Origin of the sequence: Desulfovibrio psychrotolerans, assembly GCF_013340305.1 — a bacterium.
GTDB lineage: Bacteria > Desulfobacterota > Desulfovibrionia > Desulfovibrionales > Desulfovibrionaceae > Halodesulfovibrio > Halodesulfovibrio psychrotolerans.
The window spans coordinates 141,404-167,733 of the sequence record NZ_BLVP01000010.1 but is presented as its reverse complement, the minus strand read 5'-3'; the positions used below and the strand labels follow the sequence as shown (position 1 = coordinate 167,733).

The window sequence follows — 26,330 nt, the reverse complement described above, 5'->3', positions numbered from 1 at the left end:
TTAAGGAAAAGTGACCATATGAATGCAAGACATATACTGCTAGCGTTTCTTACAGCTTCATTAAGCTTTATTCTCTATGTCCTCATCGCCCATCAAGCTGCAGACAAGTTGACAACATATAGACACTCTTTTTTGCTTGTAGCACTACTTGCACTTATCGCCCAGCTAGCCACGGCCGGAGAAGAAAAAGCAAGAAACATTAATACTGACATTAAAAGTACTAATAAAAATGAGTCAAGCTTCTTTAAAAAGAATTTTTTAACTAAAAACACAACCCAATCCAGCATACTTACCGTTATTGTTCTTTTCTCATGCTTTATGTATTTCGGAAAATAATGAGCCACTGAGGCGAGTCTGTTCACCACAATAAGTCAAGGCCACACGCTCCCACCATTACATTAATCTGAATCTCTGATGGCATTGGCCATACAACCAATGCCAACAGAACTGTAATGACTTCACAGCATTACAAGACAAGCCATATCTATCGAGAGTAGCCCAGCTCATTCTTTACGCTTTTGACCAATACAAGCAGACAACAAAACAACACATAACACTACAAAACACACCGAAGAAGTGTCGATAGCATTCGACACTACATACCCTGCATTCAATGCAAAGTTTTCATAAAAAACATCATCGATACCGACAATGCTGAATATGACAAACATGATTTTTATGCTATCCAACATGACTCATAACTAACGAACAAGAAGGCAAAAAATGAAAATGAAACTTTTAATTACAGGCATTGTTGCAAACCTTTTCGGAATACTTCTTTGCTATGCCATGCTTAACCTGCCAGAAGGAAGGCAAGCTGCCTTAAAATATGGATACCTGCTTGTGTCCATGATCACCCTGTCCTCCATGTTTGTTTATACAAAAGATGATTCTACATCTGAGCAAATTGCACAAAAGAACGAAAACGACACTTCATTCAAACCAATAAACAACGACACAGAACAGATAAATCGCAATATTATTCGCAACCTGCTACTTTCCGTAGCATTCATCTTTTGCTTCACGATGTTTCTAAAAGCATGAAACAGAAACTTTTGAGCATATCATAATTGAAAACACAATACAAAACGTATTCAAAAGGATAGTAGCCACATGAATGCAAAATCAATCCTATTCGCACTAGTCACGGCTTTTTTCAGTCTTCTTCTCTATTATCTCATGACCCGTCAAATCACAGGACCGTATGCGATATACAGATACTCATTCTTAATAGTGTCTGTACTTGCTTTTGTCGCACAGCTAATCGAAATCATAGACGATAAAACAAAGATTACTGAAAACAAAAAAGGCAATTCAAATAACGTAATCACCAATGAACCGAAAAACAAGTTTATAACACTAAAATTAATTCAAACTAGCATAATTGGAATTATCTCTCTTTTCTCATTCTTTATGTTTCTAGGAAGATGGTAAATCCTTAAGGCAATTCAACACGCAGAAACAGAAACTGATCACACGCAACCACCATCACACCAAACTGAAACCCTGGTGGCATTGGCCATACAACCAATGCCACCAGAGCTAACAGACCTCACATCACTGCAAGACAATCCGTAGCAATAGGCTAAAACCACATTATATTATACACTAGAAGCCACCCTCGGTACACACATGCCCATCCAAAAGACGACTTTTAAAACAATTACCACAGCTACATTTTTAGCAATTTCAATTTTCATTTTCTTTTTCAGCAAAGATGCATATGCAGACACCTCTCTCCCAAGCCAGGAACCGGTCGAGCTACACTTAGATGAAGCTGTTGCTCTTGCACTACGAACCAATCGAACCGTAACCATGGCAAACATTGAACGACTCGCAGACAAATTCGACCTAGAAGTCGCACACGATAAATTTAAGCCCGACGTTAATTTTGACATAGGCAATACATATTCCGGGGGACAGAACCTATCAGACAAAGCATCTAGAATACAATCGCAGTCATCTGTCACACCTGGAGTAGAAGTAACACAGCTATTCAGCACAGGGTCTAAAGTAATATTCTCTTGGGATCGCTATGCTGATACCTCTGGAAAAAGATCTGACAACAACGGCAACAGCTGGTCAGTAAATTTTTCCCAACCACTTTTAAAAGGTGCCGGACAAGAGGTTAACACTGCATCTATTGTTTTAGCAGAAATGTCTGAACAATCAAGCCTTCTCTCTTTGAAAAAGAAGACAACAAACACAGTTAACCAAACAATAAGACAATTCAGACACTACTACTCTACCATTCAGCAACTAGAAATTAACGCATCTGCTCTTAAACGCGCCAGAGACAGCTTAGAGTCTAATCAATTACTTGTACAACTAGGCCGCATTCCTGCAAATGAAATTATACAAAGCGAATCACAACTTGCAAATCAGGAATACGCTTACCAATCCTCGCTTGACAATGTGGACAAAGCGCGACTTCAACTGCTGGGTGTTTTAGACCTGCCGAACACTACACGAATAATACCCAGAGAAAACCAACAACCCACGTCAACCCACCCAGACCTTAAACAATGTATTGAAATTGCTTTGAAGAAACGGGCAGACCACCTCGAGGCAGAAATGAACGTTGAGCGCGCCCGAATCAATCTCATGCTTGCCAAGAACAACGCACAATGGGACCTAAGTCTAGATGCCAGCTACAAAGGTGCCTCGCAGCTCAGTCCGCTCACTAAAGACACAGGCACACACAGATGGGAAGCAGGCGTAAACTTGCGTATTCCACTGTACGGCGACCTTACCCGAGAACAAAACATGCGCAGGGCAGATGCCAACCTTAAACAAGCTGAAATCGCACTGACTGAAACTCGCGAGAACATAACGCTGGAAGTAATTAACGCCATCAGAGACGTTGAGAACACAAAGACCAAACTGCAACTGGCAACAAAAGCACGCAACCTGTCAGAAAGAAAACTGGAAGTCGAAAGAGAAAAGCTGTCTCTAGGCCGTTCTAACAGCTTTCAGGTTGTTTCTTTTCAAAACGAGTTGGTAGAGCGAGAAACCCAAGAACTTAATGCTCTCATCAATCATCACAATGCGCTCACTACGCTTGATGAAACGCTGAATACCACCCTTGAGACATGGCAGGTGGAATATAATAAGGAGCACGGCAGATGGCTGGACACACGCCTAACAATGCAACCAACCACAAACTGACGAGCGTATTAATACGAAGGGCCCTTCACAAACTTAAGAAGCACCTCCTTATCTCAACACTTTTAGCAGTCACTTTAGCGGCAACAGCAGCATATTTATGGGTTAATGAGTCTGCATTTTCCACATCTACAAACGATCATAATAGTCTTTCATCTGTCAAAGTGACAACTCGAAAATTTTCAACCAATATTTTGCTAAGTGGAAGGCTTGCACCACTCGAAGATGTGCCTATTACCGCACCATTTCAAGGTATTTTAAAAAAAGTTTTTTTTGAATACAACACCAAAGTAACGAAAGGCACGCTTCTTGCCGCCATGGAAACTGACGAAATTGAAAGACAACTACGCACGACAAAGGCAGAGCAAATCAAATCTGCGCAAAAACTAAAGGAACTAGAAAATTGGGAAAGAGGGCCAGAAGTAATATCTGCACGCAGATCCTGTATAAAAGCTAAAATCGGCCTTGAGAATGCGCATCTGAAACTTCAAGAAAATAAATTCCTTTTTGAAAAGGGGATTATTTCCGGAAACGAGTTGCGCGCATCAGAACAGGATTATAACGACAGAGAATCTACCCTGCTTGAGGCTGAAGAGTCTTTTAAAACAACACTGGCTCAAGGCAGCCGCGACAACATAGAGATGGCACGACTTGAACTCACCAATGCACAAACCCTCTTGCAATCACTCACAAGAAAACTGGACAACGAGAAGATTATTGCCCCTGTTGACGGGGTAATACTCGAAGCTTCCGGCGATTCAACCAAAACGCTAGAACCGGGGCGCTCCGTCGATCAAGGCGAACTTCTCTTCACTATAGGCAATATTACCGGTTTATCTGTCAAATCCCGAGCTGATGAGGCAGACATTAACAATATCCATTTGGGGCAACGGGTAGAAGTTTCCGGAGATGGGTTTGATTTTATCATGCAAGGCACTATCCGACACATTTCTTCCAATGCAGCGCCATCGGATAAAAATGAAAGATCATACGGAATGCCAGCTGAAGGTGCTAAATTTGAGATTGTTGCCGTTATAGAAAATGTACCAGCAGAGCTTCAGTCAAAATTGCGCCTGGGAATGACATCAACGCTAAAGATAATCACGTACGAAAATCCCGCAGCACTTGTTATTCCCATACAAGCAGTTACCGTGGCCGGATCACAGAGAACGGTAAAAATTCTTGATAGTCGCACGGGCAACATCATTGACCACCCCATCTCTACAGGCCGTGTTTCCGGCAACTTTGTTGAGGTTGCAGACGGCATTGAGCATGGCCAGGAAATATTCATCGTGTCACCTGCACACAAAAAACTCCCATGATCCACCTTAAGGACATTTGTAAAACATTTGTTTTAGGCGACAGCCCCCTGAAGGTTCTCAAGAACATTAATCTTGAGATTCATTCCGGTTCGCTCGTGTCTGTGGTGGGCCGCTCCGGATGTGGCAAATCCACCTTAATGAACATTCTTGGCCTGCTGGAAACTCCGGACTCCGGAACATATCTCCTTAATGGCCAGGCGACCTCTGGCCTCAACGATGCAAACGCATCGCGCATTCGGAACCGCGAAATTGGTTTCGTATTCCAGCAGTTCCATCTTTTGCCCAGGCTGACGGTTTTTGAAAACATCGCCCTGCCCTTAGTCTATGGCGGCGTTGGCGAGGCAGACCGAAAAGAAATGGTCAGCGCGATGCTTGACCGCGTAGACATGCTTGCCTGGCAGAACCAACTTCCTTCCCGACTGTCTGGGGGCCAGCAACAACGGGTAGCGGTGGCAAGAGCTCTTGTCGCAAAACCAAAGCTTGTATTGGCTGACGAACCGACAGGAGCACTAGACCAGCAGACCGGACAAGACATAATGAGCCTTTTCTTACGCCTAAACAGAGAAGAGCGCACCACACTTGTCATTATCACGCACGACCCTGCCGTAGCAGGAACATGCGATATTCGTTTCAGAATGCAGGACGGCGTCATTGAGCCCGCTTAAAACCATTATTTATGGAGCTTTCAGAAACCTATCTGCGTCTCCGCTTAAGTCACTTCTTGCCCTTACGGGAATCATAACAGGCGTTGGATCTGTTATTGCGTTGCTTGCCGGAACCACTATGATCAGAGAACAGGCGCTTTCCGCATTTTCAGAAATGGGGACTGATGCAATATCTATCATCGTGGTAAAAAACCCATCTGAAACACATAAGAAACCAGTTACTTTCGAAACCCTGCAAAAGCTTCCTGATATCTTTCCTGAAATCAACCAGGCGGCTTCCTATATTTCTGGCCCTCAAGCAACCGTTGTTTTTAATGGAAAAAATAGCGTAGCGCACGTTATTGGCGCATCACCTGAACTAGCTTCTGTCACAATGCTTTCGCTTGAGACAGGGCGTTTTATTCACCCGCTGGATCACGGGGAGATGGTTTGCGTTGTCGGCTTTTCTCTTGCCGAAAAATTACGCAGCTCCGGGCACGCCTCCATAGTAGGGAGTCAACTTCGTTTAGACGGGCGTCCATTGACTATTATAGGCGTACTCCAACGCACCGAAAGTTCATCTGAATTTCGACCAGCTCAACTGAGCAACGGCGTTGTCATTCCCATTTCCACACGATACAGGCTTTTTGAAAGAGACACAGGAACTCTTATCACTATACTTTCAACTCACAACACCCCACAAGACGTAAAGAAGAAAATAGAATCTTATTTTATTCAAGAAGACTATCGACGAATTAACGTACGATGCGCCGATGATTTACTGAATTTACGATCACAACAAGATGGCCTGCTCATACAGCTTTTATGCATTCTTGGAGCCACTTCTCTTATCGTTGGCAGTGTTAGTGTTATGAACATCATGCTTGCCTCGGTAACAGAACGAACACAAGAAATAGGCATACGAAGAGCACTTGGCGCGACACGGCAAGCTATCCTACTTCAGTTCATGCTCGAATCAATAATCCTTTGCCTTATTGGCGGATCACTGGGCATCGCAATTGGAACACTAATGAGTCTTGCTATTGCCATAATTTTCAATCTTCCATTCATGATTCCAATGCTCGCCTTCTGGGCCGGATGCGGTGCATCGTTCGGAGCTGGTCTATGTGCTGGCACCTACCCTGCAATACGGGCTGCGCGCCTTAATCCTGCCGTTGCGATAAACACCCGATGATGCCCTTACTGAGAACACACATGCCGCCCGTCAAAACAATTGTTTATGACGCCTTAAAAAACCTGACTCTGTATCCAATTCGCTCTGCCCTTGCATTAATTGGCATCATGGTAGGCATAGGATCGGTAATCTCCATGGTGGCAAGCACCGCCATGATCAAAAACACGGCCATGTCTCGCTTTGAAGAAATGGGCAAAAACACGCTGACCATCAAGACCTTATACGACATCCCCCACGCCGCCCCTTATGCCCACATGGATATTTTACAAAACATCCCCTCCCATTGCTCCGGGGTGCTAACTGTCGCACCTGTGTCCATGCAAAGCGGCTTTCTAAAGCTGCAGGGACAACCCAAAACTACCTCTTTTCTCGGAGCAACACCCGACCTACTGAGAGCCGCCCGGCTAGAAGTGCGAGAAGGACGCTTCTTACACCATTTGGAAGATCGCCTGTTAGTTTGCGTTCTCGGCTCGGACATAGCCCGTGCACTAAGGTACGGCGAATCAACTCCTATTATCGGAACACATATCGCTATCAACGGGTATCACCTTGAAATCATAGGCGAGCTTGAAAAGTCAGGCGCCTCAGCAATCGCCAATTCATATGAACAAATCAACAACACAATCATTCTTCCACTTGCCAGTCTGTACAAAATATTCGGAATCAACAAGTCAATGACAACACTCGTGACTACACAAGGAGACATACATCTAGCGGAAACAGCTATTAATAACTACCTAAAGCAGAACAACTTTAAACAAACATCCATTCTTAAGGCAGAAGAGATACTTCAACTCTCTTCCAAACAAAACACGACGTTAAGCAATCTAATGATATTTGTCTGCATAATCTCACTTACAGTAGGAGGCATAGGCGTAGTTAATGTCATGCTCTCCGCTGTCACGGAGAGAAAAAAAGAAATTGGCATACGCAGAGCAATTGGAGCAACGCAAACCGACATAATACTGCAATTTGTCATGGAATCTGTCATTCTGTGCATAGTAGGCGGGATTCTAGGCATAGCAGTAGGCATTACGCTAACCAAAAGCACCGCACTCTTATACAACCTGCTCTATTCAATTCCGCAAGAAGCGTTATGGATAGGATGCGCCACATCGCTTGCGTCAGGACTATGCGCCGGCATCTACCCCGCGATGAGAGCGTCTCAACTGAACCCTACAGATGCGCTACGGGCTGATTGACGCAAGGCTGCTCCACCCCTGCTTCACACACAGGCGCAGGGGCATAACCCATTATCATTCGTATGCTTGCAGGGGGGGGAGGCTCAACAGCCCGGAAACATTAAGGGCGGGAGGGGTACGGGAAGGCCTACCGCCTGCCCAGCGGCAGCCGGATGGTGAAGGTAGTGCCGCGTCCCGGTTCTGCGTCCACGGTGAACTGACCTTCGTGATTGGTGGTGATGATGAAGTAGGAGACGGAAAGCCCAAGCCCCGTTCCTTCGCCCACCGCCTTGGTGGTGAAGAACGGCTCGAACACGCGCTTGCGGGTTTCCTCGTCCATGCCGGGACCGTTATCGGCCACGTCTATGCGGGCGCGCCCCCGGTCAAGGCTGGTGGTTATGACAATGCGCGGGGCATCGCTCCGATCGCCGCGTTCCACCATCGCCTGTGCGGCGTTCTTGAGCAGGTTCAGCAGCACCTGTTCAACCTCCTGCGGCGAGCAGAGCACCTGCGGCAGGGTAGGATCGTACTGGCGGACGATCTCAATGTGCCTGAAGTCATATTTCTTTTTCAGGTCATAGTCATTGGCGGCCAGCTCTATGGTTTTGTCTATCAGTTCGCCAAGATTCACAGACGAGCGACGCGCCTCGCTGCGGCGGCTGAATTCCAGCATGTTGCTCACAATATCTGCTGCGCGCCTGCCGGATTCGGTAATGCCTTCCAGAAAACGGATGATTCCCCGGCTCTCCAGATAGGTGCGGATGTTCTCCAGCGGGCATCCTGCTTCTTCCGCCGCCTTGTGGTTGGCAGGAAAATCCATGGAAATGCGGCGTTTGATATTCTGTGTGCCCTGCAAAATTCCGCCGAGCGGGTTATTGATTTCGTGCGCCATACCTGCCGCCAGCCCGCCCACGGAAAGCATCTTCTCAGTCTGAACCATCATTTCCTCAATGCGGAAGCGGTCCGTTACGTCATCCAGCCGGATAACGGCGGAAAACTCTCCCCGCGTGACAACAGGGTAGATGATGATGTCAAAATACCGGGTGCGCGCGTCTTCGGTAACAGCTTCTTTTTCCAGAGAAATATTGGTTCCCGTGGCAATGGATTCCGTAATGTGTGAGAGCAGGAACCCGTAGCGGGGCAGCACGTCCGCAAAGGGCCGCCCGTAGGCTTCGGCGGCGGCAATGCCCGTCACTTCTTCCGCCGTCTTGTTCCACTGGGTTATGCGCGCGTCCTTGTCCACGCTCACAATGGTGGAGGGCATGGAGTTGAGGATGTTGTCTAGGGTGTTCTTGGTTTCCCAGAGCTCACGTTCCGCCTGCTTGCGCTGGGTAATATCCGTGTGTGCGCCCGCCATGCGGTAGGGTTCGCCCGATTCGTCACGCACACACATGCCGCGCCCAAGTATCCAGCGGTATTCGCCGTCCTTGTGGCGCATCCGGTATTCCACCTCAAACTGCTCCGTCACGCCGCTCAGATAATCGTCCTGCGCGCGCAGCACCCTGTCGAGATCGGCAGGATGCATACGCCCCTGCCACTCGTCCAGATTATTGTCTATCTCGGCGTCCTGATACCCGATAATGGCTTTCCAGCGGGTGGAATAATACACCCGGTCCTGCCGCAGGTCCCAGTCCCATATGCCGTCGTTGGTGGCGATAACAGCCAGCGAATAACGTTCCTCACTCTGCCGCAGGGCGGCTTCTGCCCGTTCGCGCTCGCGTATCTGGGCTTCCAGTTGGCGGTTCATTTCCACAAGCTGCTTTTCGCGCGCCGCCACCTCTGCCGCCATAACGGCAAAGTTGTCGGCAATAAGCCCCAGTTCCGCGTTCTGAATGACGCTGAAGTCGAACTTGAAGTCGCCCCGCGCCACCTGCCCCATGCCCCGGAGCAGCTCTTCCAGCGGCTTGCGCAGATGGATGCGCAGCAGAATGCCCGTGGCCACAAGAATAACCACCAGCACGCCGCTCAGTGCCAGCAGGTTGGTGGTGACAAGACGCGATAAGTCCTTCTTGTATCCGGCAAGAGTGAGCACCACCGTGGCGTGGCCTATCACCTCGCCCTCGTACATGATGTCGCGCTCGCGGTAGACCCGGGCATCCGCGTCATCACGCTTTACGGTGCTGAAAAGCACCTTGCCCAGCGGGTCCATTATGCGCACCTCGTTCACCAAGTCGTACTGGGCGAACACGGTGCCTATCTGATCAATGGTGCGGGTGTCGAAATTCCAGATGGGAACAGACAGAATATCCGAAAGGCGGGTTATGTACTCATCGGCCTTGCTTTCCACTTCGCGGAGCATGGCCTGCGAATTGCGCAGATACTGCCACGAAAGCGTGGAAGCCACCACAAGCAGGATCATGACCATAAGGCTTATGGTCAGATCACGCGATATAGAGCGCCCCCTGAAGAGGTTCACCGGTGAATACGCACGTTTGGAAGCAACCTTTTCCTGCATGCTCAACCTGTATTGCCCGTATTGCCAGCAGGGCCAGTATGAAAGATACACCGCGCCGCATGCTCAAACGAACCGCCACGAACGACAAAACGTAACAGCCTGTGCCATAAGGGACATAGCATAAGTACGTGCTGACTTAAAGGTAAATATTGCACGTTTTCCCGCCTCTGCGCAACCTCCCGCACTTGACTCCGTGCGCGTAATGCGCAAGAAAGACTGGTTCATCAAACCCACATCGCGGCAGATGCACCATTGGTCGCGCTTATTTTTCAATACAGACGGGATACGTCCCGCTTCAGTCGGGGAACGCCATGGGCTTTTTTTCCAAGTTGAAACGGTTGTGGTCCGGCGAGACCACTGACGATACGGCAGCCGCTCCGGCAGAAACCGCTGCACAGCCGACCGATGCCCAGGCACCGGGACAGGCTGCCCCGGAAGAACTGCCGGTACTGTCGGAACTGCCGGAACAGATAACGCAGGCAGAACCGGAAAAACAGACCACGGCATCGCCTGACACTCCGGCGGAAGGCGCGCCTTCACGCGTGCAGGCTCCGGCTGCTCAGGAACCGGCACAGCAACCGGCACAGGCAACGGCACGGGCAGACTCGCCCCAGTGGCAGAAGGATCTCACCCTTGCCCTGCGCGGCGCGGAACCCCGCCTTTCTGTCTGGCTGGAGCATGTGCTCGGCGGAGTGGACAAGGCGGACGACACCCTGTGGGAACGTCTGCGCTTCTTCTTCTCCGCGCTGGACGCCCCCGCAGCGGAAGCGGATGCCTTCATCGCTGAATTCTCCCGCTGGCTGGATGTTATGGAATACGTCCACGTGGGCGACTTCCGCTCCGAACTACAATACCGCCTTGCCCTTGCCCTTGATCTGGAAGACGAGGAGGACGAGCGTTCGCGCCTGCTCCTCAAGCTTTCCGAGGGGCTTACCAAGACCAAGGAGCAGATTACCCGCCAGATAGACGGGCTGCTCTCTTCCCACGCCACCATGAACGAAGGCTTCTGGCAGGAGCTGGAAGAAATACTCATTATGGCGGATGTGGGCTTTGAACCCACCATGAAGCTGGTGAACCGCCTGCGCGAACGGGTACGCAAATCCGGCACGGACAAGCCCGAACACTTCAAGGCCCTTATGCGCGAGGAGCTTGAGGAAATTTTCAAGATGCCGCCGCGCATCAAGGCCGTGAACCTGCCGGAAGTGGTGCTCATGATCGGCGTAAACGGCGTGGGCAAGACCACCACCATTGCCAAACTCGCCTACCGCGCCCGCATGCAGGGAAAAAAGGTGCTCATTGCGGCGAGCGACACCTTCCGCGCCGCCGCCATAGAGCAGTTGCAGGTATGGGCGGACCGCGTGGGCGCAGGCTTCTATGCCAAGGGCCCGAACTCAGACCCCGCCGCCGTTGCCTATGAAGCTGTGGAGCTGGCCGTAAAGGAAGGGTATGATGTACTCTTTGTAGACACGGCGGGCAGGTTGCAGACCAAGGTGGACCTTATGGCGGAACTGCAGAAGATACGTAACGTGCTGGGCAAAAAACATCCCGGCGCACCGCACCGCACCATCCTGACCATAGACGCCACCACGGGACAGAACGCCCTTTCGCAGACCAAGATTTTCAACGAGTCGTGCAAGCTGGACGAGATTATTCTCACCAAGCTGGACGGCACCGCCAAGGGCGGGATTGTGGTCGCCGTAGCCATGGAATTTGGCATACCCATTTCGCACATCGGGCTCGGAGAAAAGATGGAAGACCTGCGCCCCTTCAACGGCGCGGACTTTGCCGCCGCCCTGCTGGGCAGCTAGCGACTGACCGGCGCACCGCGCCCGTGACCTGCACCCGTGTACCCGCACTGATTCCGGCCATGATGTACGAAACGCCGAGCATTTTCTGCTGCTACCCGCGTACCCGGGCAAGCTCCTTCCATGCCGTGGTGTAACCCGGCGAACGGAAACGCTGCCGCATGTGCCACGGGGCCTTTTCATCCGCCCCTTCTGCGGCATAGCGCAGGGTGCCGCGCCCGTGGCGGGCGTTAATGCTGTCTGCCGTGCGCATCAGGGCATCGCGCGTTTTGTCGCGGGCCGATTCTCCGGTCATGCAGTCCAGCAGACTGTGCTGCCCCGCGTGTCTGCCCTCCAGCCCTGTAAGCAGCACCCCCACCTTTTTGTAGCGCAGCCCCTCACGGAATACGGCATCCAGCAGTTCGCGCCCCGCCTGCAGCAGGTGGGGCGTGTAGTCCGTGGCGCGGACAAGGTGACGGGTGGCGAAGTCGGCATAGGGTCTGTCTTCCCCGCCGGCATCTTCGTCAGCAGTGCGGGCGATTGCGGCAAGGCTGTCATACGCCCGGATCATCACGCCCGCCGTATGCGCCACCAGCCCTTCCCGGCGCAGCTTCTCCGCCGCGCGGGTGATATGCGCCGTCAGAGCCTCGTGCGCATGGGCGCGCAGTTTCACCGGCGTGCCGAAGGAGCGGGAAGAAAGAATGGACCGCCGGGGCTGCACGTCCTCCGGCTCCACGCAGGAAATACCCCGCAACTCCAGCACCGTACGCAGACCCACAACGGTCATGCGTCGGCGCACCCAGTCGTCGGGCATATCCCGCAGTTGCCGCGCGGTAAGCACGCCGTGGCGCTCCAGCATGGCGGCATAGCGTCTGCCCACGCCCCACACATCTCCCGCCGCCACCGTATCCAGAATACGGTTCATGGCTGCGGCATCCCCGGCATAGCGCGTCAGGTCAAACACACCATCGCAGGCGGGTATGGATTTGCACACCCGGCTTGCCAGCTTGGCAAGGGTTCTGGTGGGCCCCATGCCCACGGAAACAGGTATGCCCGTCCACTGCCGCACCTGTTGCCGCATGCGGCGGGCATGTTCCGTGCGCTTCTGCCCGGCAACGCCTTCCAGCCGCAGAAAAGCCTCGTCAATGGAATAGACTTCCACCATGGGACTGAACATCTCCAGCACGCGCATGACCCGGGCAGACAGGTCGCCGTACAGGGCGTAGTTGGAGGAAAACACCGTCACCCCCTGCCGGAGCAACGCCCCCTTGAGCTTATGGTACGGCTCGCCCATGCCTATGCCCAGCTTCTTGGCTTCCGCCGAGCGGGCTATGATGCAGCCGTCGTTGTTGGAAAGCACCACCACCGGGCGCGCTTCAAGGTCCGGGCGGAAGACCCGCTCGCAGGAGCAGTAGAAATTATTGCAGTCCACAAGGGCAAAAACGGCAGCCATCTCCGTCTCCTTGCCTACAGGGTGCGCACCACTGCCGTTACCACGCCCCACACGGTCACGTCCTCCTGTCCGGTCACATCCAGCGGCGGATAGTTCTCGTTTTCGGGCATGAGCAGCACGGCACCTTCCCGCAGATACAGGCGCTTTACCGTAAGTTCCCCATGCACGGCGGCAATGACGATGCGGTTATGCACAGGGGCCACGGAGCGGTCCACCACCAGAATGTCCCCGTCCAGAATGCCCGCCCCGGTCATGGAATCTCCCTGCGCGCGGACAAAGAAGGTGGCAACCGGGTTGCGCACAAGGTGTTCGTTAAGGTCCAGCGGACGTTCCACATAGTCCTCCGCCGGAGAGGGAAACCCCGCTGCAACGGGATTGAGAAACAGCGGGCATCCCCGCCCGCCCGTTCCGTGTTCCGGTACCATGCCGGATGCAGATTGTACTTGTGTCATACGCCATCTCCCTGTACGGACGAAAAACGGCCCCGCCCGGCGGGACCCCATGAAAGACCATACACCGCCGGTACACGGAGCGCGAGAGCAACACGGACTGATGTCCGCTCCTGAACTGCGGGCAGTGCAGCCACCCTATGCAACAAATAATCCGGCAGTCCCGCCGCCGGTCAGGACACCATGCCCCTGCAACACACGCCGCCTCCCCACTGGATAGCCCTTGTCGACCCGCGCCTGAAGATACTTCTCGCGGGCTGCTTCGGCGTGCTCGCATGGCACCTTTCCCCCGCGGCACTGGCCATACTGGGCACCTGCCTGTGGATTCTCTGCCTCAGGGCAGAATTCTTCTCACGCACCCACTGGCCCATGCTGCGCTCCTACGGCATGTTCGTGCTGTTATGGGGCCTGCTCAAATTCGGGCTGGATGCCATGGCCCTGCTGCACACGCCGCCCCCCTACGCTCCCCTGCTTCGACAGGCAGCGGCGGATGCGGGCCTGCTGGCGGGGAGGCTGGGCATTCTCATAGCACTGGGGCTTATTCTCGCGCTCAGCAGCTCCCCCCGCCAACTGGGACTGGCCCTGTCATGGTTCCTGCGGCCCCTGCTGGGGCGCAACAGCTGGAAAACAGCTCTGTCTCTGGCACTCATGATCCATTTTCTGCCCCTTGCCCAACGCACCCTCATGCAGGTGCGCGAATCCATGCGCCTGCGCCGTCCCAGGCGGTCGCGGTGGCAGTGTTTCCTGCTGGTTCCGCAGGCGGTGCTACGCGTGCTTGCGCAGAAAACATGGACCCAGACCGTGGCTGTGGCCGCACGCGGGCTGGACACGCCGGAAGCATGGGTGCCCAGCTTTCCCCCGCAGCCCCTTGCATGGACGGGCGGATGCCTTGTGGCGGCCATGGGCCTTGCCCTGCTCTATCTCTGAGCCTGTGCGACCTCAATCCGCCATACCGCCCGCGAAGGGCAAAACCGGGCAAGGCCTTGGCACTTGCAGGCATCACCGTTACCATCTATAGAACCCCAGATGCCTTGCGCATCCGGCCTATTCCGGCGCATGCCGCCTGGCCTATTCCGGCGCATGCTGCCTGGCCGGAGCACGGCGAACGCGCAACGTCAGAAACTGCCGCAACCCGGCTGCCGCCTTCTCTACCCGCAGGCACCCAAAAGAACCTCTCTGCGGGAACAGATTTGAGGGGAACCGCTTTGAACGATACGGACCACGGCAATGAGCACGACCCGTGCTGCCATACCAGACTGAACCATCTCATCATCGAATTCTACGAGCGGCTCTCATCGTGGGAGCATGATGTGGTGCGGGAAAAGGGGCTCACCCTGCCGCAGGTGCACACGCTGGAAGTGCTGGGCATTCACGGCTCCATGCCCATGAAAGAGCTTGCCGCGCACATGGGCATCACCACCGGCACGCTGACCGTGCTTGTGGACAGACTTTCCGACAAAGGCTGCGTGCGCCGCCGCCCCCACGAATCCGACCGCCGTTCCATCATCGTGGAACTGACAGCAACGGGCAGGGAACTCTTCGAGGAACACGACAGGCTGCACATGCAACTGACGGAAACCCTCACCGCCAGCCTGAGTGATGAAGAACGCGCAACCCTGCGCCACTGCCTGCACATTATGAACAAGGCTTTCTGACCGTGAACGGACTTGAACTCGTTGCCATAGCCGTGGCGCTTGCCATGGATGCCTTTGCCGTTGCCATTGCCACGGGCGTGCAGCTCAAATGCGTGGATTCGCGCCAGACCTTCCGCCTGGCGTGGCACTTCGGCCTGTTTCAGGCCATCATGCCCATTATCGGCTGGTCACTGGGCCTCACCGTGCGGGGATTCATCGAATCGTACGCCCACTGGATAGCCTTTGCCCTGCTGGCGTGGATAGGAGTGCGCATGCTGCGCGAAGCCTTTGAAGCGGACTGCGAGGAAGGGGAACGCTGCGACCCCACGCGGGGCATGTCGCTTATCATGCTTTCCGTGGCCACCAGCATAGACGCACTGGCTGTGGGGCTTTCCATGTCCGTGCTGGGCATATCCATATGGTACCCCGCCCTCATCATCGGTCTGATAGCCCTTATCTTCACGGCGGCAGGTCTGCATATCGGCCGCCTCATCGCCGGAGCCTCCCGTTTCGGACAGGTGGCGGAGGTGGCGGGCGGCTGCGTGCTGCTGCTCATTGGCGTGAAGATTCTTGCGGAACGCGGCGTCTTCACGGCATTTTTCGGATGAAAACCGGCCATGCCCGGAAGGGTGCGGCATAACGGCAACAGGCGGCGCACTGCCGCAAAGGGGTTCTTCATGAGGAACAAGGAATTCCGGCTCCGTGCCACGCCCGCCCGATCTGCCCTGCTCACTCTGCTGCCCCGGTTCACCCCGTCGTCACGCGTCATGCGGCCCGCACACAGTTCATTCAGCGCACCGCAGCCAGTGGCCGCAATCCTCTCACGGTGCACCCGGCTCCCCCGACCCGGCGTGCTGTCCATCGCGACCTGCCTGCTTGCTGCCCTTCTGGTACTGACGGTTCCGGTTCACCGTGCGCACGCCGCACCGTCCGCAATGTCCGCGATGTCTGCAGACACCTCCGCTCCCGATCCCCGCGCCATAACCGTCGGTTTTGTCACCGGCGCGGGCGGACTCGGCGATATGTCCTTCAACGACATGGCCTACGGCGGCCTGCGCAAGGCTCAGCAGGAGCTGGGCTTCGCCCTCAATGTGCTGGAAGCCGACGCCACAGGCACGGCCAAGACAGAGGCTGTGGCTCATCTTGTGCGGCAGTGCGACATTATGGTGCTGCTCGGCGCACAGCACACGGGCCATGCCCGCGTCTTTGCCGAACAGTTCCCGGAAAAAAAGTTCATCTTTTATGAGGAAAAAGTCTCCGGCATTCCCAACTTGGCGTCCATCCTTTTCCGCCAGCACGAAGGTTCTTTCCTTGCCGGAGCACTGGCAGGCCGCGTGAGCAAAACCCGGCGGGTGGGCTTTCTGGGCGGCACGGACATTCCCCCCGTGGCCGCCTTCGCGCAGGGATTCATGGAAGGGGTACGCCACGTGGCTCCCGATGTGGTGGTGGAAATACACCACGTAAGCGGGCCGGGAGACTTTTCCGGATTCGACAACCCCGACGCAGGTTTTACCATGGCCGCTGCCATGTTCGAAGACGGCGTGGATATCATCTTCGCCGTGGCGGGCCTTACGGGCAACGGGGTTATAGAGGCGGCACGCAGGACGGAAAACCGCTACGTCATAGGCGTAGATTCGGATCAGGACGACATGGCCAGAGGCAAGGTGCTTACCAGCATGGTCAAACGGCTGGACACCGCCACCTACGCAGAGGTCTCCAAGGCTGTACAGGGCAGATTCACGATGGGCGTCGCGGACTTCGGCCTTGTTTCCGGCGGCGTAAGCCTTACGGACATGCGGCACACGCGGGACATCATCTCCGCCCCGGTGGTGGAGGAACTGGAATCGCTCCGGCAGGCCATCATCGACGGAAAGATTGTCGTTACCGACCTGCGCCCCTGACAAGCACAGCCGCCGGACACAGGGTGTTAGCCGCGCAGCAGCTCTTCCAGCGCGGCCAGCCCGCCTCCGGCAGCGTCCCGTGCGGACCCCACGCCCAGCAAAGGCGGCAGGGCTACGCCCCGCTGCGCAAAAACCTGCTCCAGCACTTCCATCCAAACGCCCTTTCCTGCCCGTTTTGCAACGGCGGGGTCCACATCACGCGGGCGTCCTCCCCATTCCGCGTGGTCATACACCCGGTTCACGCCGCAACTGGGGCTGCCCTCCACCCCCAGCACCGCCAGCAGGCGCACTCCCGCCCCCCGGTACATAAGAGCCTGATCAGCCACGCTGTCCGCCAGCGCGGAACACAGGGCACGATAGGCGGGCGTGTCATACTGGCTGCGGGTCTGCCACCAGCGCGCAGGCCCCATATGCAGAAATTCCGGGCACGGCAGCTGCACCACCCCCACCCCGGCGGGCAGAAGCGTCTCCCAAACAGGACGGTGCGCCCCGGCATAGGCAGCCAGACCGCAGACCTTCACATTGGCGTTAAGCAGGCAGTGGCTTACAAACACCACTCTGCCCCCGCGCGCGTCACCGCATGGCATGGCGGCGTCCTCCTTTCAGTCCGTTCCGGCAATACACACCGAATCTTTCCGTGTCCGGTAAAAATTTCACTCCCGCTCCCCCAAAGATGCCATTGGCAAAAGGCAAAACTGCCGATAGACTACGCTTATACGATATACACAGCATGAAACGCATCACGGGAAACCGCCTCCGCATACGGGTCAACGCAGGACTCATCCTTATTCTCGGCAGCGGACTGCTCATTCTGGGAACCTTTGTCCTTTCTGCCCAGCACACCCAGCTTGTACGCACTCTGGAAGACCAAGGCAACCACATGGCACAGGTGGTTGCCAGAACCAGCGCGGAATACATTAAAAAATACAGCTTCTACCTGCTGGAAGGCCTTGCCTCGTCCGTTGAGGCATCTGCACATGTGGCCTATTGCGACATAACCGATGCCGAAGGCAAAAGCCTTGTGCGCGCGGGCGATTCCCCGGCGGGAGTAGTGCCCATGACCAAGCTGTCGCAGGGCGCGCTGCCTAATGCGGCACCTCCCGCAACGCCGCCCGAACCACGTTCCGCCATCCGCAACCTCATGTTCGCCCCTGCGGAAAACGCCCTGCCCACGCTGGCAGGGCAGGTGCTGCGGGTCTCCGCCCCCATCAGCAACGATTCCGGCGATACCGTTGGTTTGGTACATATAGGACTGCACACCTCCCACCTGCGCGACGTACTCTTCGTCCGGGCCACACAACTCACGATCTTTTTCGTCTTCTTTCTGGTCGTCTCCTCCGTTATTATCAATACATTTCTGAACCGCATGTTCATCACGCCTGTGTCCCGGCTGGCGGAACTGGCACGCGACATCTCGCAGCGGCGGTTCCGCACGCTGGAACAGCCCGCCCGCGATGACGAGGTGGGCCAGCTCACCCGCGACTTCAACAACATGAGCACCGCCCTGAAAGACCTCTACGACGACCTGGAACGCAAGGTGCATGAACGTACAGAAAGCCTTTCGCTGGCCAACCAGCAACTGCGCACCGCCTATCAGCGCGAGCGCAGCCTTGCGGAGCAGGCAGAGCAGGCAAGCATGGCCAAGAGCCGCTTCCTCGCCTCCATGAGCCACGAAATACGCACCCCGCTCAACTCCATTCTCGGCATGGCGGACCTGCTGTGGGAAACGCGGCTTACCCGCGACCAGAGGCAGTATGTGGATATCTTCCGCAACGCGGGTGAAAATCTGCTCGCCATCATCAACGACATTCTGGACCTTTCGCGCATAGAGGCGGAAGAAATGCCTTTTGAGCGCATTCCCTTCAACCTGCGCCAATGCGTGGACGATGCCGTGCGCCTTTCCGCGCACCCGATCCTGCGCAAGGGGCTGGATTTCGGCGTATCCGTACCGCCCGCCCTTCCCGAAACCGTATACGGCGACCCCAAACGGCTGCGGCAGATTCTGGTAAACCTGCTGGGCAACGCCGCCAAGTTCACCAACAAGGGCGAAGTGGAACTGCGCCTGCACTGCGAGGTGCTGCACGGAGTGGAAGCCCCCCCCTCCGCCCTGCTCCGCTTCTTCGTGCGCGACACGGGCATAGGCATTCCGCAGGCGCAGCAGCAGGCGGTGTTCGAACGCTTCACGCAGGCAGACTCCTCCACCAGCCGGGAATACGGCGGAACAGGACTGGGGCTTACCATCAGCAAGCTGCTCTGCGAAAAGATGGGCGGCGGCATCCACTTGCAATCCTCACCGGGAGCGGGCAGCACCTTTGAAGTGCGCATGATGCTGGAATGTGACGAATCCACAGACAGCTTTGCCCCATTACCCGCAGGACACCGCGCCCTTGTGGTGGAACCGCACGAACTTTCCCGCACGCTCCTCGTCGCCATGCTTGCGGAACATGGCGCGGAATGCCTTCAGGCTGCCTGCCACGCAGAAGCCGTGGCCCTGCTCCGCCAGTCTGCCCCCGTATCTTTGCTCTTTCTGGACAGCAGCCTTGCCTATGACCAATGCGTACAACTGGAGCAGCTGACTCTGGAACCCGCCCCGGCGCAATCCGGTGAAGGAGAGTGCGAGCCTCTCTGCCCTTTCCCTGCACGCCCCGCGCTCATACGCCTGACCCGTGGCATGGCGGAAAGCGAAACCTGCGCCGCCTCGGCAGACATGATCACCCTGCGCATGCCTGTTCTGCACGCCGACCTCTCTGCCGCCTTTGCCCTTGCCGGTCTGCTTGGCACGCAGGCGCGAGACGCCGCCCGGCACCCTGCTGCACATAATGCCCTGTCGCGAGAAGGCGAGCCGAATCATCCTGAGCAAGGACTACGGCTGCTGGTGGTGGAAGACAATGAATCCAACCGCAAACTGGTGGAGTTGTATCTGAAGAATTCGGGCCACTCGGCGGAGTTTGCCCAGAACGGGGAGCAGGCGGTGCGCATGTTCAGAGAAACACGCTACGATCTGGTGCTCATGGATGTGGAAATGCCCCGCATGGACGGACTCACCGCCACACGGGAATTCCGCAGAATGGAAGACGAACAGGGCAGACCGCGCACCCCCATTGCCGCCATAACCGCCCATGCCCTGCCCGAATACCGGCAGGAATGCTTTGACGCAGGCTGCGACTTCCACATTACCAAGCCCTTCAAAAAGAAGGATCTGGCCATGCTCATCCATTCTGTCCGCTCCCTTGGCGGGGAGCCGCAGACACAGGCAGTGCAGTAAGCGCAGGCGCGAATCTAGCGGAGCGTTCCCTTGCACATGTACGCCATGAATTCCTGATTGCCCTTGGGGCCCTTAATGGCAGAGGCAACCACCCCCACCACCTCCAGACCCAGCACATCGCGCGCAAAATCACACACCTTGTCCACGGCCTGCCGGTGCAGGTCCGCATCGCGCACCACGCCCTTGTCGGTCATATCCGGCCCAAGCTCAAACTGTGGCTTGATAAGCACAGCCAGTTCGCCGCCCGGACGCAAAAACCGCACGCATGGCGGCAGCACAAGGGTAAGGGAAATGAAGGAGACATCGGCCACCACCAGATCAACCGGTTCCGGTATGAGCGTTTCGGGCGCAATGCGCAGGTTGGTACGCTCCAGATTGACCACCCGTGCGTCCTGCCGCAGCTTCTCGTGCAGTTGGCCGTAGCCCACGTCCACAGCATACACCCGCACGGCACCGTGCTGGAGCAGGCAGTCCGTGAATCCGCCCGTGGAAGCCCCGGCATCCAGCGCCACCTTGCCTGCCACGGCAATACCGAAATGCTCCAGCGCCGTGAGCAGCTTATAGGCTCCCCGGCTCACAAACCGGTCCACCCCGCGCAGTTCCAGCACGGCGTCCGTATCCAGCTTCTGCCCCGGCTTGGCAACCGGCTCGGGCACGCCGTTGCGCACAAGATATACCTGCCCGGCCATTATGTAGCGCTTGGCCTTCTCACGGCTTTCAGCCAGTCCTGCCTCGTGCAGCAGTTGATCTGCCCGTTCCTTTTTCGCCATACCTTACCTTGACATCACGGCCCATGAGGCATACCTCGACAAGGCCGGGGAAATTCCAGACCGGAAACCGTTCCGGGGGGGATGCGCCGGCAGCCGGAACCCGGCCCGCAGACAAGCGCAAACCCAGACAACTACACCAACGGCACATGCGGCACAACAAATAATTCCTTGCCTTCCCCACCTGTTTGCAGTATGAGCATCCGTTCCGCATCTTCCGTGAGGAGTTTACAGTTATGAAGAAAGACACCCATCCCAAAGTGTATCTGGCCAAGGTAACCTGCGCCTGCGGTTACGAATCCGAACTGCGCACCACCAAGGCCGAACATCTGGCACTGGAAATATGCTCGCAGTGCCACCCCTTCTACACCGGCAAGCAGCGTCTTCTGGACACCGCCGGCCGCATTGACCGTTTCCGCAAGAAATACGCCGGCCTTCAGAAGTAGCCGTTTTCTACGGCGTACGGTTCGTGGTCCGGATGTGCCGGGCAACGTTTTTTCCTCCCCGGGAACAGCGGTTTCCGGGGAGGAGTATTCTATTGCTACAGCGGGAGACTGTGTGAAAGAACGTTCCAAAGCCGCAGGCGGCCCCGGTGGCGCAACTATTCCTGTCCCTGCCTCTGACGCTGACAAGCAGCGCGCATGCCGCCCCGGCAGGGTGTTCGCAGCCGCTCTGGCTGCGTCCGCCCGGTGCACCGTGGGCGGACAGGCGGTCATGGAAGGCGTGATGATGCGCAACAAGGACCGTCTTGCCATTGCCGTGCGCAGGCCGGACGGCTCCATCGTGGTGGAAAACCGTCCGTGGTTCACCCTCACGGGAAACGACTTTCTCAAACGCCCCTTTGTGCGCGGCTTTCCCATTCTTATCGAGACGCTGGTAAACGGCATCAAGGCCCTGAACTACTCAGCCACGCAGGCTGTGGACGAGGAAGTGGAAGGCGAACTGAAGCCGTGGCACCTTGCCGCAACGCTTGCGGCATCCATAATGCTTGCGCTGGGCCTTTTCGTGGTGCTGCCGCACCTGTTCTCCATGGGCATGAACATGCTGGGACTGGGCGGCGATGCCGACGGACTGAGCTTTCACGTCTGGGACGGCATCTTCAAATTCGGCATATTTCTGGCTTACATTCTGGGCATTTCATTCATCCCGGATATCCGCCGCGTCTTCCAATATCACGGGGCGGAGCACAAGGTTATCTGGACCTATGAAGACGGCAACGCCGTAACCACCGGCTCCGCCAGCCTGCGCAGCAGGCTGCACCCCCGGTGCGGCACCACTTTTCTGCTGTTCGTGCTCTCCATCGCCATCATCCTGCACACGGTGCTCGTCCCCGCGCTGCTGCTGGTCTGGAAGCCGGAAGGCACACTCTTCAAGCACAGCATGATCATTCTGTTCAAGCTCGCGCTCATGGCTCCCATAAGTGCCATAGCGTATGAGGCCATCAAGTATTCCGCCAGAGTGAACGAGACCATATGGGGCCGCCTTCTCAGCGCCCCCGGCATGCTGCTCCAGATGCTCACCACCCATGAGCCGGATACCCCGCAACTGGAAGTGGCCATTGTGGCGCTGAAGGAAGCTCTGGGCCCGGAAGCCACTGAAGAAGTGCACGCCCCCGCCTACACTGTTTCGGAGAAAAACTGATGTTTTCCAAGCTAGAGAATCTTGAGCGCCGTTTCGAAGATCTGGAACAGCAGCTCAGCTCACCGGAAGTGTTCAACGATCAGGACCGCTACCGGCAGCTGACCAAAACCCATTCCGATCTCAAACTGGTGGTCGATGCTTTCCGCAAGTACACCGACATGAAGCGCGACCTTGAGGAAAACAAGCTCCTTCTGCACGACAGCGACCCGGAAATGGCTCAGATGGCGCGCGAGGAGATCAAAAGCATTGAGCAGGCTCTGCCTGTGCTTGAGCAAGACCTGAAGATTTTGCTCCTGCCCAAAGACCCCATGGACGAGAAGAACTGCATTCTCGAAATCCGCGCAGGCACCGGCGGCGAAGAAGCAGCCCTGTTCGCGGCAGACCTGTTCCGCATGTACAGCCGCTACGCCGAAACAACGGGCTGGCGGCTGGAGATTCTGGAATCCAGCGAAACAGGCACCGGGGGCCTTAAGGAAGTCATCGCCATCGTCAAGGGCGACAAGGTATACAGCCGCCTCAAGTTCGAATCGGGCATTCACCGCGTGCAGCGCGTGCCCGCCACGGAAACGCAGGGACGTATCCATACTTCTGCGGCCACCGTGGCCGTTATGCCCGAGGCAGACGAGGTGGACCTGAACATCCGGCCTGAAGACCTGCGCTTCGATGTCTACCGCTCCTCCGGTCCCGGCGGACAGTCGGTGAACACCACGGACTCCGCCGTACGCGTCACCCACATTCCCACCGGCCTTGTGGTCTGCTGTCAGGACGAAAAGTCGCAGCATAAAAACAAGGCCAAGGGCTTGAAAATTCTTTCTTCCCGGCTCCTCCAGCTGGAGCAGGATAAGCAGCATGCCCAGCAGGCAGAGCAGCGCAAGCTGCTGGTGGGTTCCGGCGACCGTTCGGGACGCATCCGCACCTACAATTTCCCGCAGGGAAGATGCACAGACCACCGTATCAACCTCACGCTCTACAAGCTGGAAGCCATTATGGAAGGCGATCTGGACGATCTGCTGAACGCCCTTGTCACCCACGACCAGACTGAAGCCCTGCAGGCGCAGGCTCAGGCCTAAGCCATCGTGGTCTCCAGACCCGCCCCCTGCACCATACGCACGGTCATTGCGGCCTTCTCGGACTACCTGTCCGGGAAGGCCGTTGATTCTCCCCGCCTGTCCGCAGGCCTTATCTGCATGCACGTGCTGGGCAAGGACCGCCTGCACCTGCTCACTAATCCGCATCAGCCCGTAACCGACTCCCAGTGGGCAGCCATGCTGTCTCTTGTGCTGCGCAGGGGGCAGGGCGAGCCTGCGGCCTATCTCATCGGTTCGCGCGAATTTTTCGGGCGCGAGTTCACAGTTTCCCCGGCCACCCTCATCCCCAGACCGGAAACGGAACATATCGTAGAAGAAGTGGTCCGCCAATTTGCCCGCTCGGGCCCTTTCACCTTCGCGGATCTGGGCACCGGCAGCGGCTGCATTGCCGTCAGCATCGCCGCCGAACTGCCCCACGCGCGCGGCATAGCCGTGGACCGCAGTGCCGATGCGCTCTCTGTGGCTGCACGCAATGCCCGCAGGCACGGTGTGGCAGACCGCATTCTCTTCGTGCAGGGCGACTTCACCTCCTGCCTGTTCCGCCCCGGCAGCCTTGACTGCGTGGCCACCAATCCGCCTTACGTCAGCGCGGCGGAACACGCGCAGCTCAGCAGCGAGGTGCGCGACTTCGAACCTGCTTCGGCTCTTGTTCCGGGGGCCGCAGGCACGGAGCACGCCGATATCCTCATTCCTTCCGCAGCCTGCTGGCTCAGGCCCGGCGGCCTTTTTGTCATGGAAATGGGCTGCTCGCAGGGGCCCTATGCCCTTGCCGCACTCAACGAACCACCCCGGACATGGCAAGACGCCCGCATCGTCCGCGACCTTGCGGGACTGGATCGGCTGGCCGTTGCCACGCGCTCCGCTTATCAGTGCGAAAAAACAACACAGTGCTGAAAGCACACACTCTCACCCACCTCGCAAAACCAAAAAACTTCTTCTATTCCAGTATATTAAAACCTTGCCCAATCAAGGCACGTCTTTTGCTTACAAGCTGAACGGAGGCATCATGAAGCAATCGACAATCAAAAAAGCCATAGGCTGCTCCGGCATCGGCCTGCACAGCGGCAAGGTGGTCAGACTCTCCCTTTCTCCCGCACCGGAAGACACGGGCATCGTGTTCCACATCCACGGCGAGAACGGCTGCAAAGTCATCACCCCCGAGCCGCATGCGGTCATCGCAACGGGCCTTGCCACTACGCTGGGACTGGACGGCACCTCCGTGGCCACTGTGGAGCACCTGCTCGCAGCCATTGCCGGTTTGCAGATTGACAATATCCGCATAGACATAGAAGGCGGCGAAGTGCCCATTATGGATGGCAGCGCAGCCTCCTTCGTCTTCCTGCTCCGCGATGCAGGCATTGCAGTGCAAAACCGCACCCGCACGGTGCAGCGCATCACCAAGCCCATCCACTTCGAACGCGACGGCAAGTACATTTCCGCCTCCCCGTACGCCGGTCTGCGCATCGATTACACCATAGATTTCGACCACCCCCTCATCGGCAGACAGACCATGAGCGTGGAAGTCACCCCCGCCACCTTCACGCGAGAAATAGCCAAGGCCCGTACCTTCGGCTTTCTGCGCGAGGTGGAGTATCTGCACAAGAACGGCCTCGCCCTCGGCGGGTCGCTGGATAACGCCATCGTTCTGGACGAATACGGCGTGCTGAACGAAGACGGTCTGCGCTTTGACGATGAATTCGTGCGCCACAAGATTCTCGACTTCATCGGCGACATGTCTATGCTGGGTGCCCCCTTGCAGGGCCACTTCGAAGTATTCGCCTCCGGGCACGCGCTGAACAACCAGTTCCTGCGCACGATTCAGGAGCACGCAGACATCTATCTGGAAACCGTGGAGATGGACGCCTTCCGCCCGGAAGCCGTGCCTGCACGGGAGCACGCAGGCCAGCCCGTCGCCGCCTAACAATAGTCTATTTGCGCGGCATTGCCGCGAAGCGCGCGACCACATTCTGATTATCCGGGCCGCTCCACATCGGGGCGGCCCTTTCATTTATATATGCTCCGCTGCCGTATGCCGCCCCACACCCCCACATACGCCTCACCCACAACACACAGGCACACTGCGCCGAATTATCCTTGCGGGTTTGGTCCCCGTTGTATACAACCCCTACCTACAGCCGGAAGCGCGGAGGTTAGCTCGGCTCCCGGACATTGGCGGGCGCATCGGTGCCGACAGCGGCCCTCGGGACCTATCCCATGGGCTGTTATGGGAGATTCAGGAAAAAAAGTACCTGAATCACCATTTTTCGCTTGCCAAATGTTCACGCCGCGTATAAACACTCATCTCCGTTGGCTGGCGTAGCTCAACTGGCAGAGCAGCTGATTTGTAATCAGCCGGTTGCGGGTTCGAGTCCCATCGCCAGCTCCA

Annotated in this window: 23 protein-coding genes and 1 tRNA gene; 19 read left to right on the top strand and 5 right to left on the bottom strand. The window is 56.2% G+C overall.

The window, feature by feature from the left end:
- The first annotated feature begins 18 nt into the window (after positions 1-18).
- From HUV26_RS12670 to HUV26_RS12640, 7 genes are all read left to right on the top strand, one after another.
- The gene (locus HUV26_RS12670; RefSeq protein WP_174410502.1) at positions 19-336 is read left to right on the top strand and encodes a hypothetical protein; all 318 of its coding nucleotides are present in this window, start codon (positions 19-21) and stop codon (positions 334-336) included.
- 387 nt (positions 337-723) lie between these two features.
- Positions 724-1,044, top strand: coding sequence for a hypothetical protein (locus HUV26_RS12665; protein WP_174410501.1), 321 nt, complete (start codon positions 724-726; stop codon positions 1,042-1,044).
- Between the two features lie 588 nt (positions 1,045-1,632).
- Positions 1,633-3,168 carry a TolC family protein gene (locus HUV26_RS12660; RefSeq protein ID WP_174410500.1) on the top strand — a complete coding sequence of 512 codons (1,536 nt, stop codon included), beginning with the start codon at positions 1,633-1,635 and terminating at the stop codon, positions 3,166-3,168.
- The gene (locus tag HUV26_RS12655) at positions 3,126-4,487 is read left to right on the top strand and encodes an efflux RND transporter periplasmic adaptor subunit (protein WP_174410499.1); all 1,362 of its coding nucleotides are present in this window, start codon (positions 3,126-3,128) and stop codon (positions 4,485-4,487) included. Before HUV26_RS12660 ends, HUV26_RS12655 begins: the two co-directional genes overlap by 43 nt.
- Positions 4,484-5,152 (top strand): ABC transporter ATP-binding protein, encoded by a 669-nt coding sequence (locus HUV26_RS12650; protein ID WP_174410498.1) that lies wholly within the window; start codon positions 4,484-4,486, stop codon positions 5,150-5,152. The genes HUV26_RS12655 and HUV26_RS12650 overlap by 4 nt, the downstream gene beginning before the upstream one ends.
- Positions 5,139-6,326: an ABC transporter permease gene (locus HUV26_RS12645; RefSeq protein ID WP_174410497.1), complete on the top strand. Its 1,188-nt coding sequence runs from the start codon at positions 5,139-5,141 to the stop codon at positions 6,324-6,326. The genes HUV26_RS12650 and HUV26_RS12645 overlap by 14 nt, the downstream gene beginning before the upstream one ends.
- Before the next feature lie 20 nt (positions 6,327-6,346).
- Positions 6,347-7,528, top strand: a complete 1,182-nt coding sequence (locus HUV26_RS12640; protein WP_174410496.1) for an ABC transporter permease — start codon at positions 6,347-6,349, stop codon at positions 7,526-7,528.
- A gap of 127 nt (positions 7,529-7,655) precedes the next feature.
- On the opposite strand, the gene HUV26_RS12635 is transcribed toward HUV26_RS12640, so the two are convergent.
- Positions 7,656-9,962 (bottom strand): PAS domain-containing sensor histidine kinase, encoded by a 2,307-nt coding sequence (locus tag HUV26_RS12635; RefSeq protein WP_174410495.1) that lies wholly within the window; start codon positions 9,960-9,962, stop codon positions 7,656-7,658.
- Between the two features lie 311 nt (positions 9,963-10,273).
- On the opposite strand from HUV26_RS12635, the gene ftsY reads away from it, so the two are divergent.
- Entirely contained in the window at positions 10,274-11,770 is a 1,497-nt protein-coding gene (gene ftsY, locus HUV26_RS12630; RefSeq protein ID WP_174410494.1) for a signal recognition particle-docking protein FtsY, read from the top strand.
- Positions 11,771-11,861: 91 nt separating this feature from the next.
- Here the strand turns inward: ftsY and HUV26_RS12625 are convergent, their stop codons facing one another.
- Positions 11,862-13,199, bottom strand: coding sequence for a Y-family DNA polymerase (locus tag HUV26_RS12625; RefSeq protein ID WP_174410493.1), 1,338 nt, complete (start codon positions 13,197-13,199; stop codon positions 11,862-11,864).
- Between the two features lie 14 nt (positions 13,200-13,213).
- Positions 13,214-13,651 (bottom strand): LexA family protein, encoded by a 438-nt coding sequence (locus tag HUV26_RS12620; protein WP_174410492.1) that lies wholly within the window; start codon positions 13,649-13,651, stop codon positions 13,214-13,216.
- A 180-nt stretch (positions 13,652-13,831) separates the two neighbouring features.
- Between HUV26_RS12620 and HUV26_RS12615 the strand changes: the two genes are divergently transcribed.
- The 4 genes from HUV26_RS12615 (at position 13,832) to HUV26_RS12600 (ending at position 17,183) form a co-directional block, all read left to right on the top strand.
- Positions 13,832-14,575, top strand: a complete 744-nt coding sequence (locus tag HUV26_RS12615) for a hypothetical protein (protein WP_174410491.1) — start codon at positions 13,832-13,834, stop codon at positions 14,573-14,575.
- 278 nt (positions 14,576-14,853) lie between these two features.
- Positions 14,854-15,303, top strand: a complete 450-nt coding sequence (locus HUV26_RS16845; protein ID WP_243451383.1) for a MarR family winged helix-turn-helix transcriptional regulator — start codon at positions 14,854-14,856, stop codon at positions 15,301-15,303.
- A gap of 2 nt (positions 15,304-15,305) precedes the next feature.
- Positions 15,306-15,890 (top strand): manganese efflux pump MntP, encoded by a 585-nt coding sequence (locus HUV26_RS12605; RefSeq protein ID WP_174410489.1) that lies wholly within the window; start codon positions 15,306-15,308, stop codon positions 15,888-15,890.
- 336 nt (positions 15,891-16,226) lie between these two features.
- A complete protein-coding gene (locus tag HUV26_RS12600; RefSeq protein ID WP_174410488.1) occupies positions 16,227-17,183 on the top strand; it encodes a BMP family lipoprotein in 957 nt (318 codons plus the stop codon).
- A 26-nt stretch (positions 17,184-17,209) separates the two neighbouring features.
- On the opposite strand, the gene HUV26_RS12595 is transcribed toward HUV26_RS12600, so the two are convergent.
- Positions 17,210-17,770, bottom strand: a complete 561-nt coding sequence (locus tag HUV26_RS12595; protein ID WP_174410487.1) for a CD3072 family TudS-related putative desulfidase — start codon at positions 17,768-17,770, stop codon at positions 17,210-17,212.
- Positions 17,771-17,913: 143 nt separating this feature from the next.
- Here HUV26_RS12595 and HUV26_RS12590 point away from each other — a divergent pair, with 143 nt between their 5' ends.
- Entirely contained in the window at positions 17,914-20,448 is a 2,535-nt protein-coding gene (locus tag HUV26_RS12590) for a response regulator (RefSeq protein WP_174410486.1), read from the top strand.
- Positions 20,449-20,462: 14 nt separating this feature from the next.
- Here the strand turns inward: HUV26_RS12590 and HUV26_RS12585 are convergent, their stop codons facing one another.
- Positions 20,463-21,218 carry a TlyA family RNA methyltransferase gene (locus HUV26_RS12585; RefSeq protein ID WP_174410485.1) on the bottom strand — a complete coding sequence of 252 codons (756 nt, stop codon included), beginning with the start codon at positions 21,216-21,218 and terminating at the stop codon, positions 20,463-20,465.
- Positions 21,219-21,451: 233 nt separating this feature from the next.
- On the opposite strand from HUV26_RS12585, the gene rpmE reads away from it, so the two are divergent.
- From rpmE to HUV26_RS12555, 6 genes are all read left to right on the top strand, one after another.
- On the top strand, positions 21,452-21,661 hold the full coding sequence (gene rpmE, locus HUV26_RS12580; protein WP_174410484.1) for a 50S ribosomal protein L31: 210 nt from the start codon (positions 21,452-21,454) through the stop codon (positions 21,659-21,661).
- 268 nt (positions 21,662-21,929) lie between these two features.
- A complete protein-coding gene (locus tag HUV26_RS12575) occupies positions 21,930-22,856 on the top strand; it encodes a DUF1385 domain-containing protein (RefSeq protein ID WP_243451390.1) in 927 nt (308 codons plus the stop codon).
- Positions 22,856-23,926 carry a peptide chain release factor 1 gene (gene prfA / locus HUV26_RS12570; RefSeq protein WP_174410483.1) on the top strand — a complete coding sequence of 357 codons (1,071 nt, stop codon included), beginning with the start codon at positions 22,856-22,858 and terminating at the stop codon, positions 23,924-23,926. Before HUV26_RS12575 ends, prfA begins: the two co-directional genes overlap by 1 nt.
- 6 nt (positions 23,927-23,932) lie before the next feature.
- Complete coding sequence (gene prmC / locus HUV26_RS12565; RefSeq protein ID WP_243451382.1) at positions 23,933-24,838, top strand: peptide chain release factor N(5)-glutamine methyltransferase; 906 nt, start codon at positions 23,933-23,935, stop codon at positions 24,836-24,838.
- A gap of 112 nt (positions 24,839-24,950) precedes the next feature.
- Complete coding sequence (gene lpxC, locus HUV26_RS12560) at positions 24,951-25,865, top strand: UDP-3-O-acyl-N-acetylglucosamine deacetylase (RefSeq protein WP_174410482.1); 915 nt, start codon at positions 24,951-24,953, stop codon at positions 25,863-25,865.
- 389 nt (positions 25,866-26,254) lie between these two features.
- Positions 26,255-26,330, top strand: a tRNA-Thr gene (locus HUV26_RS12555).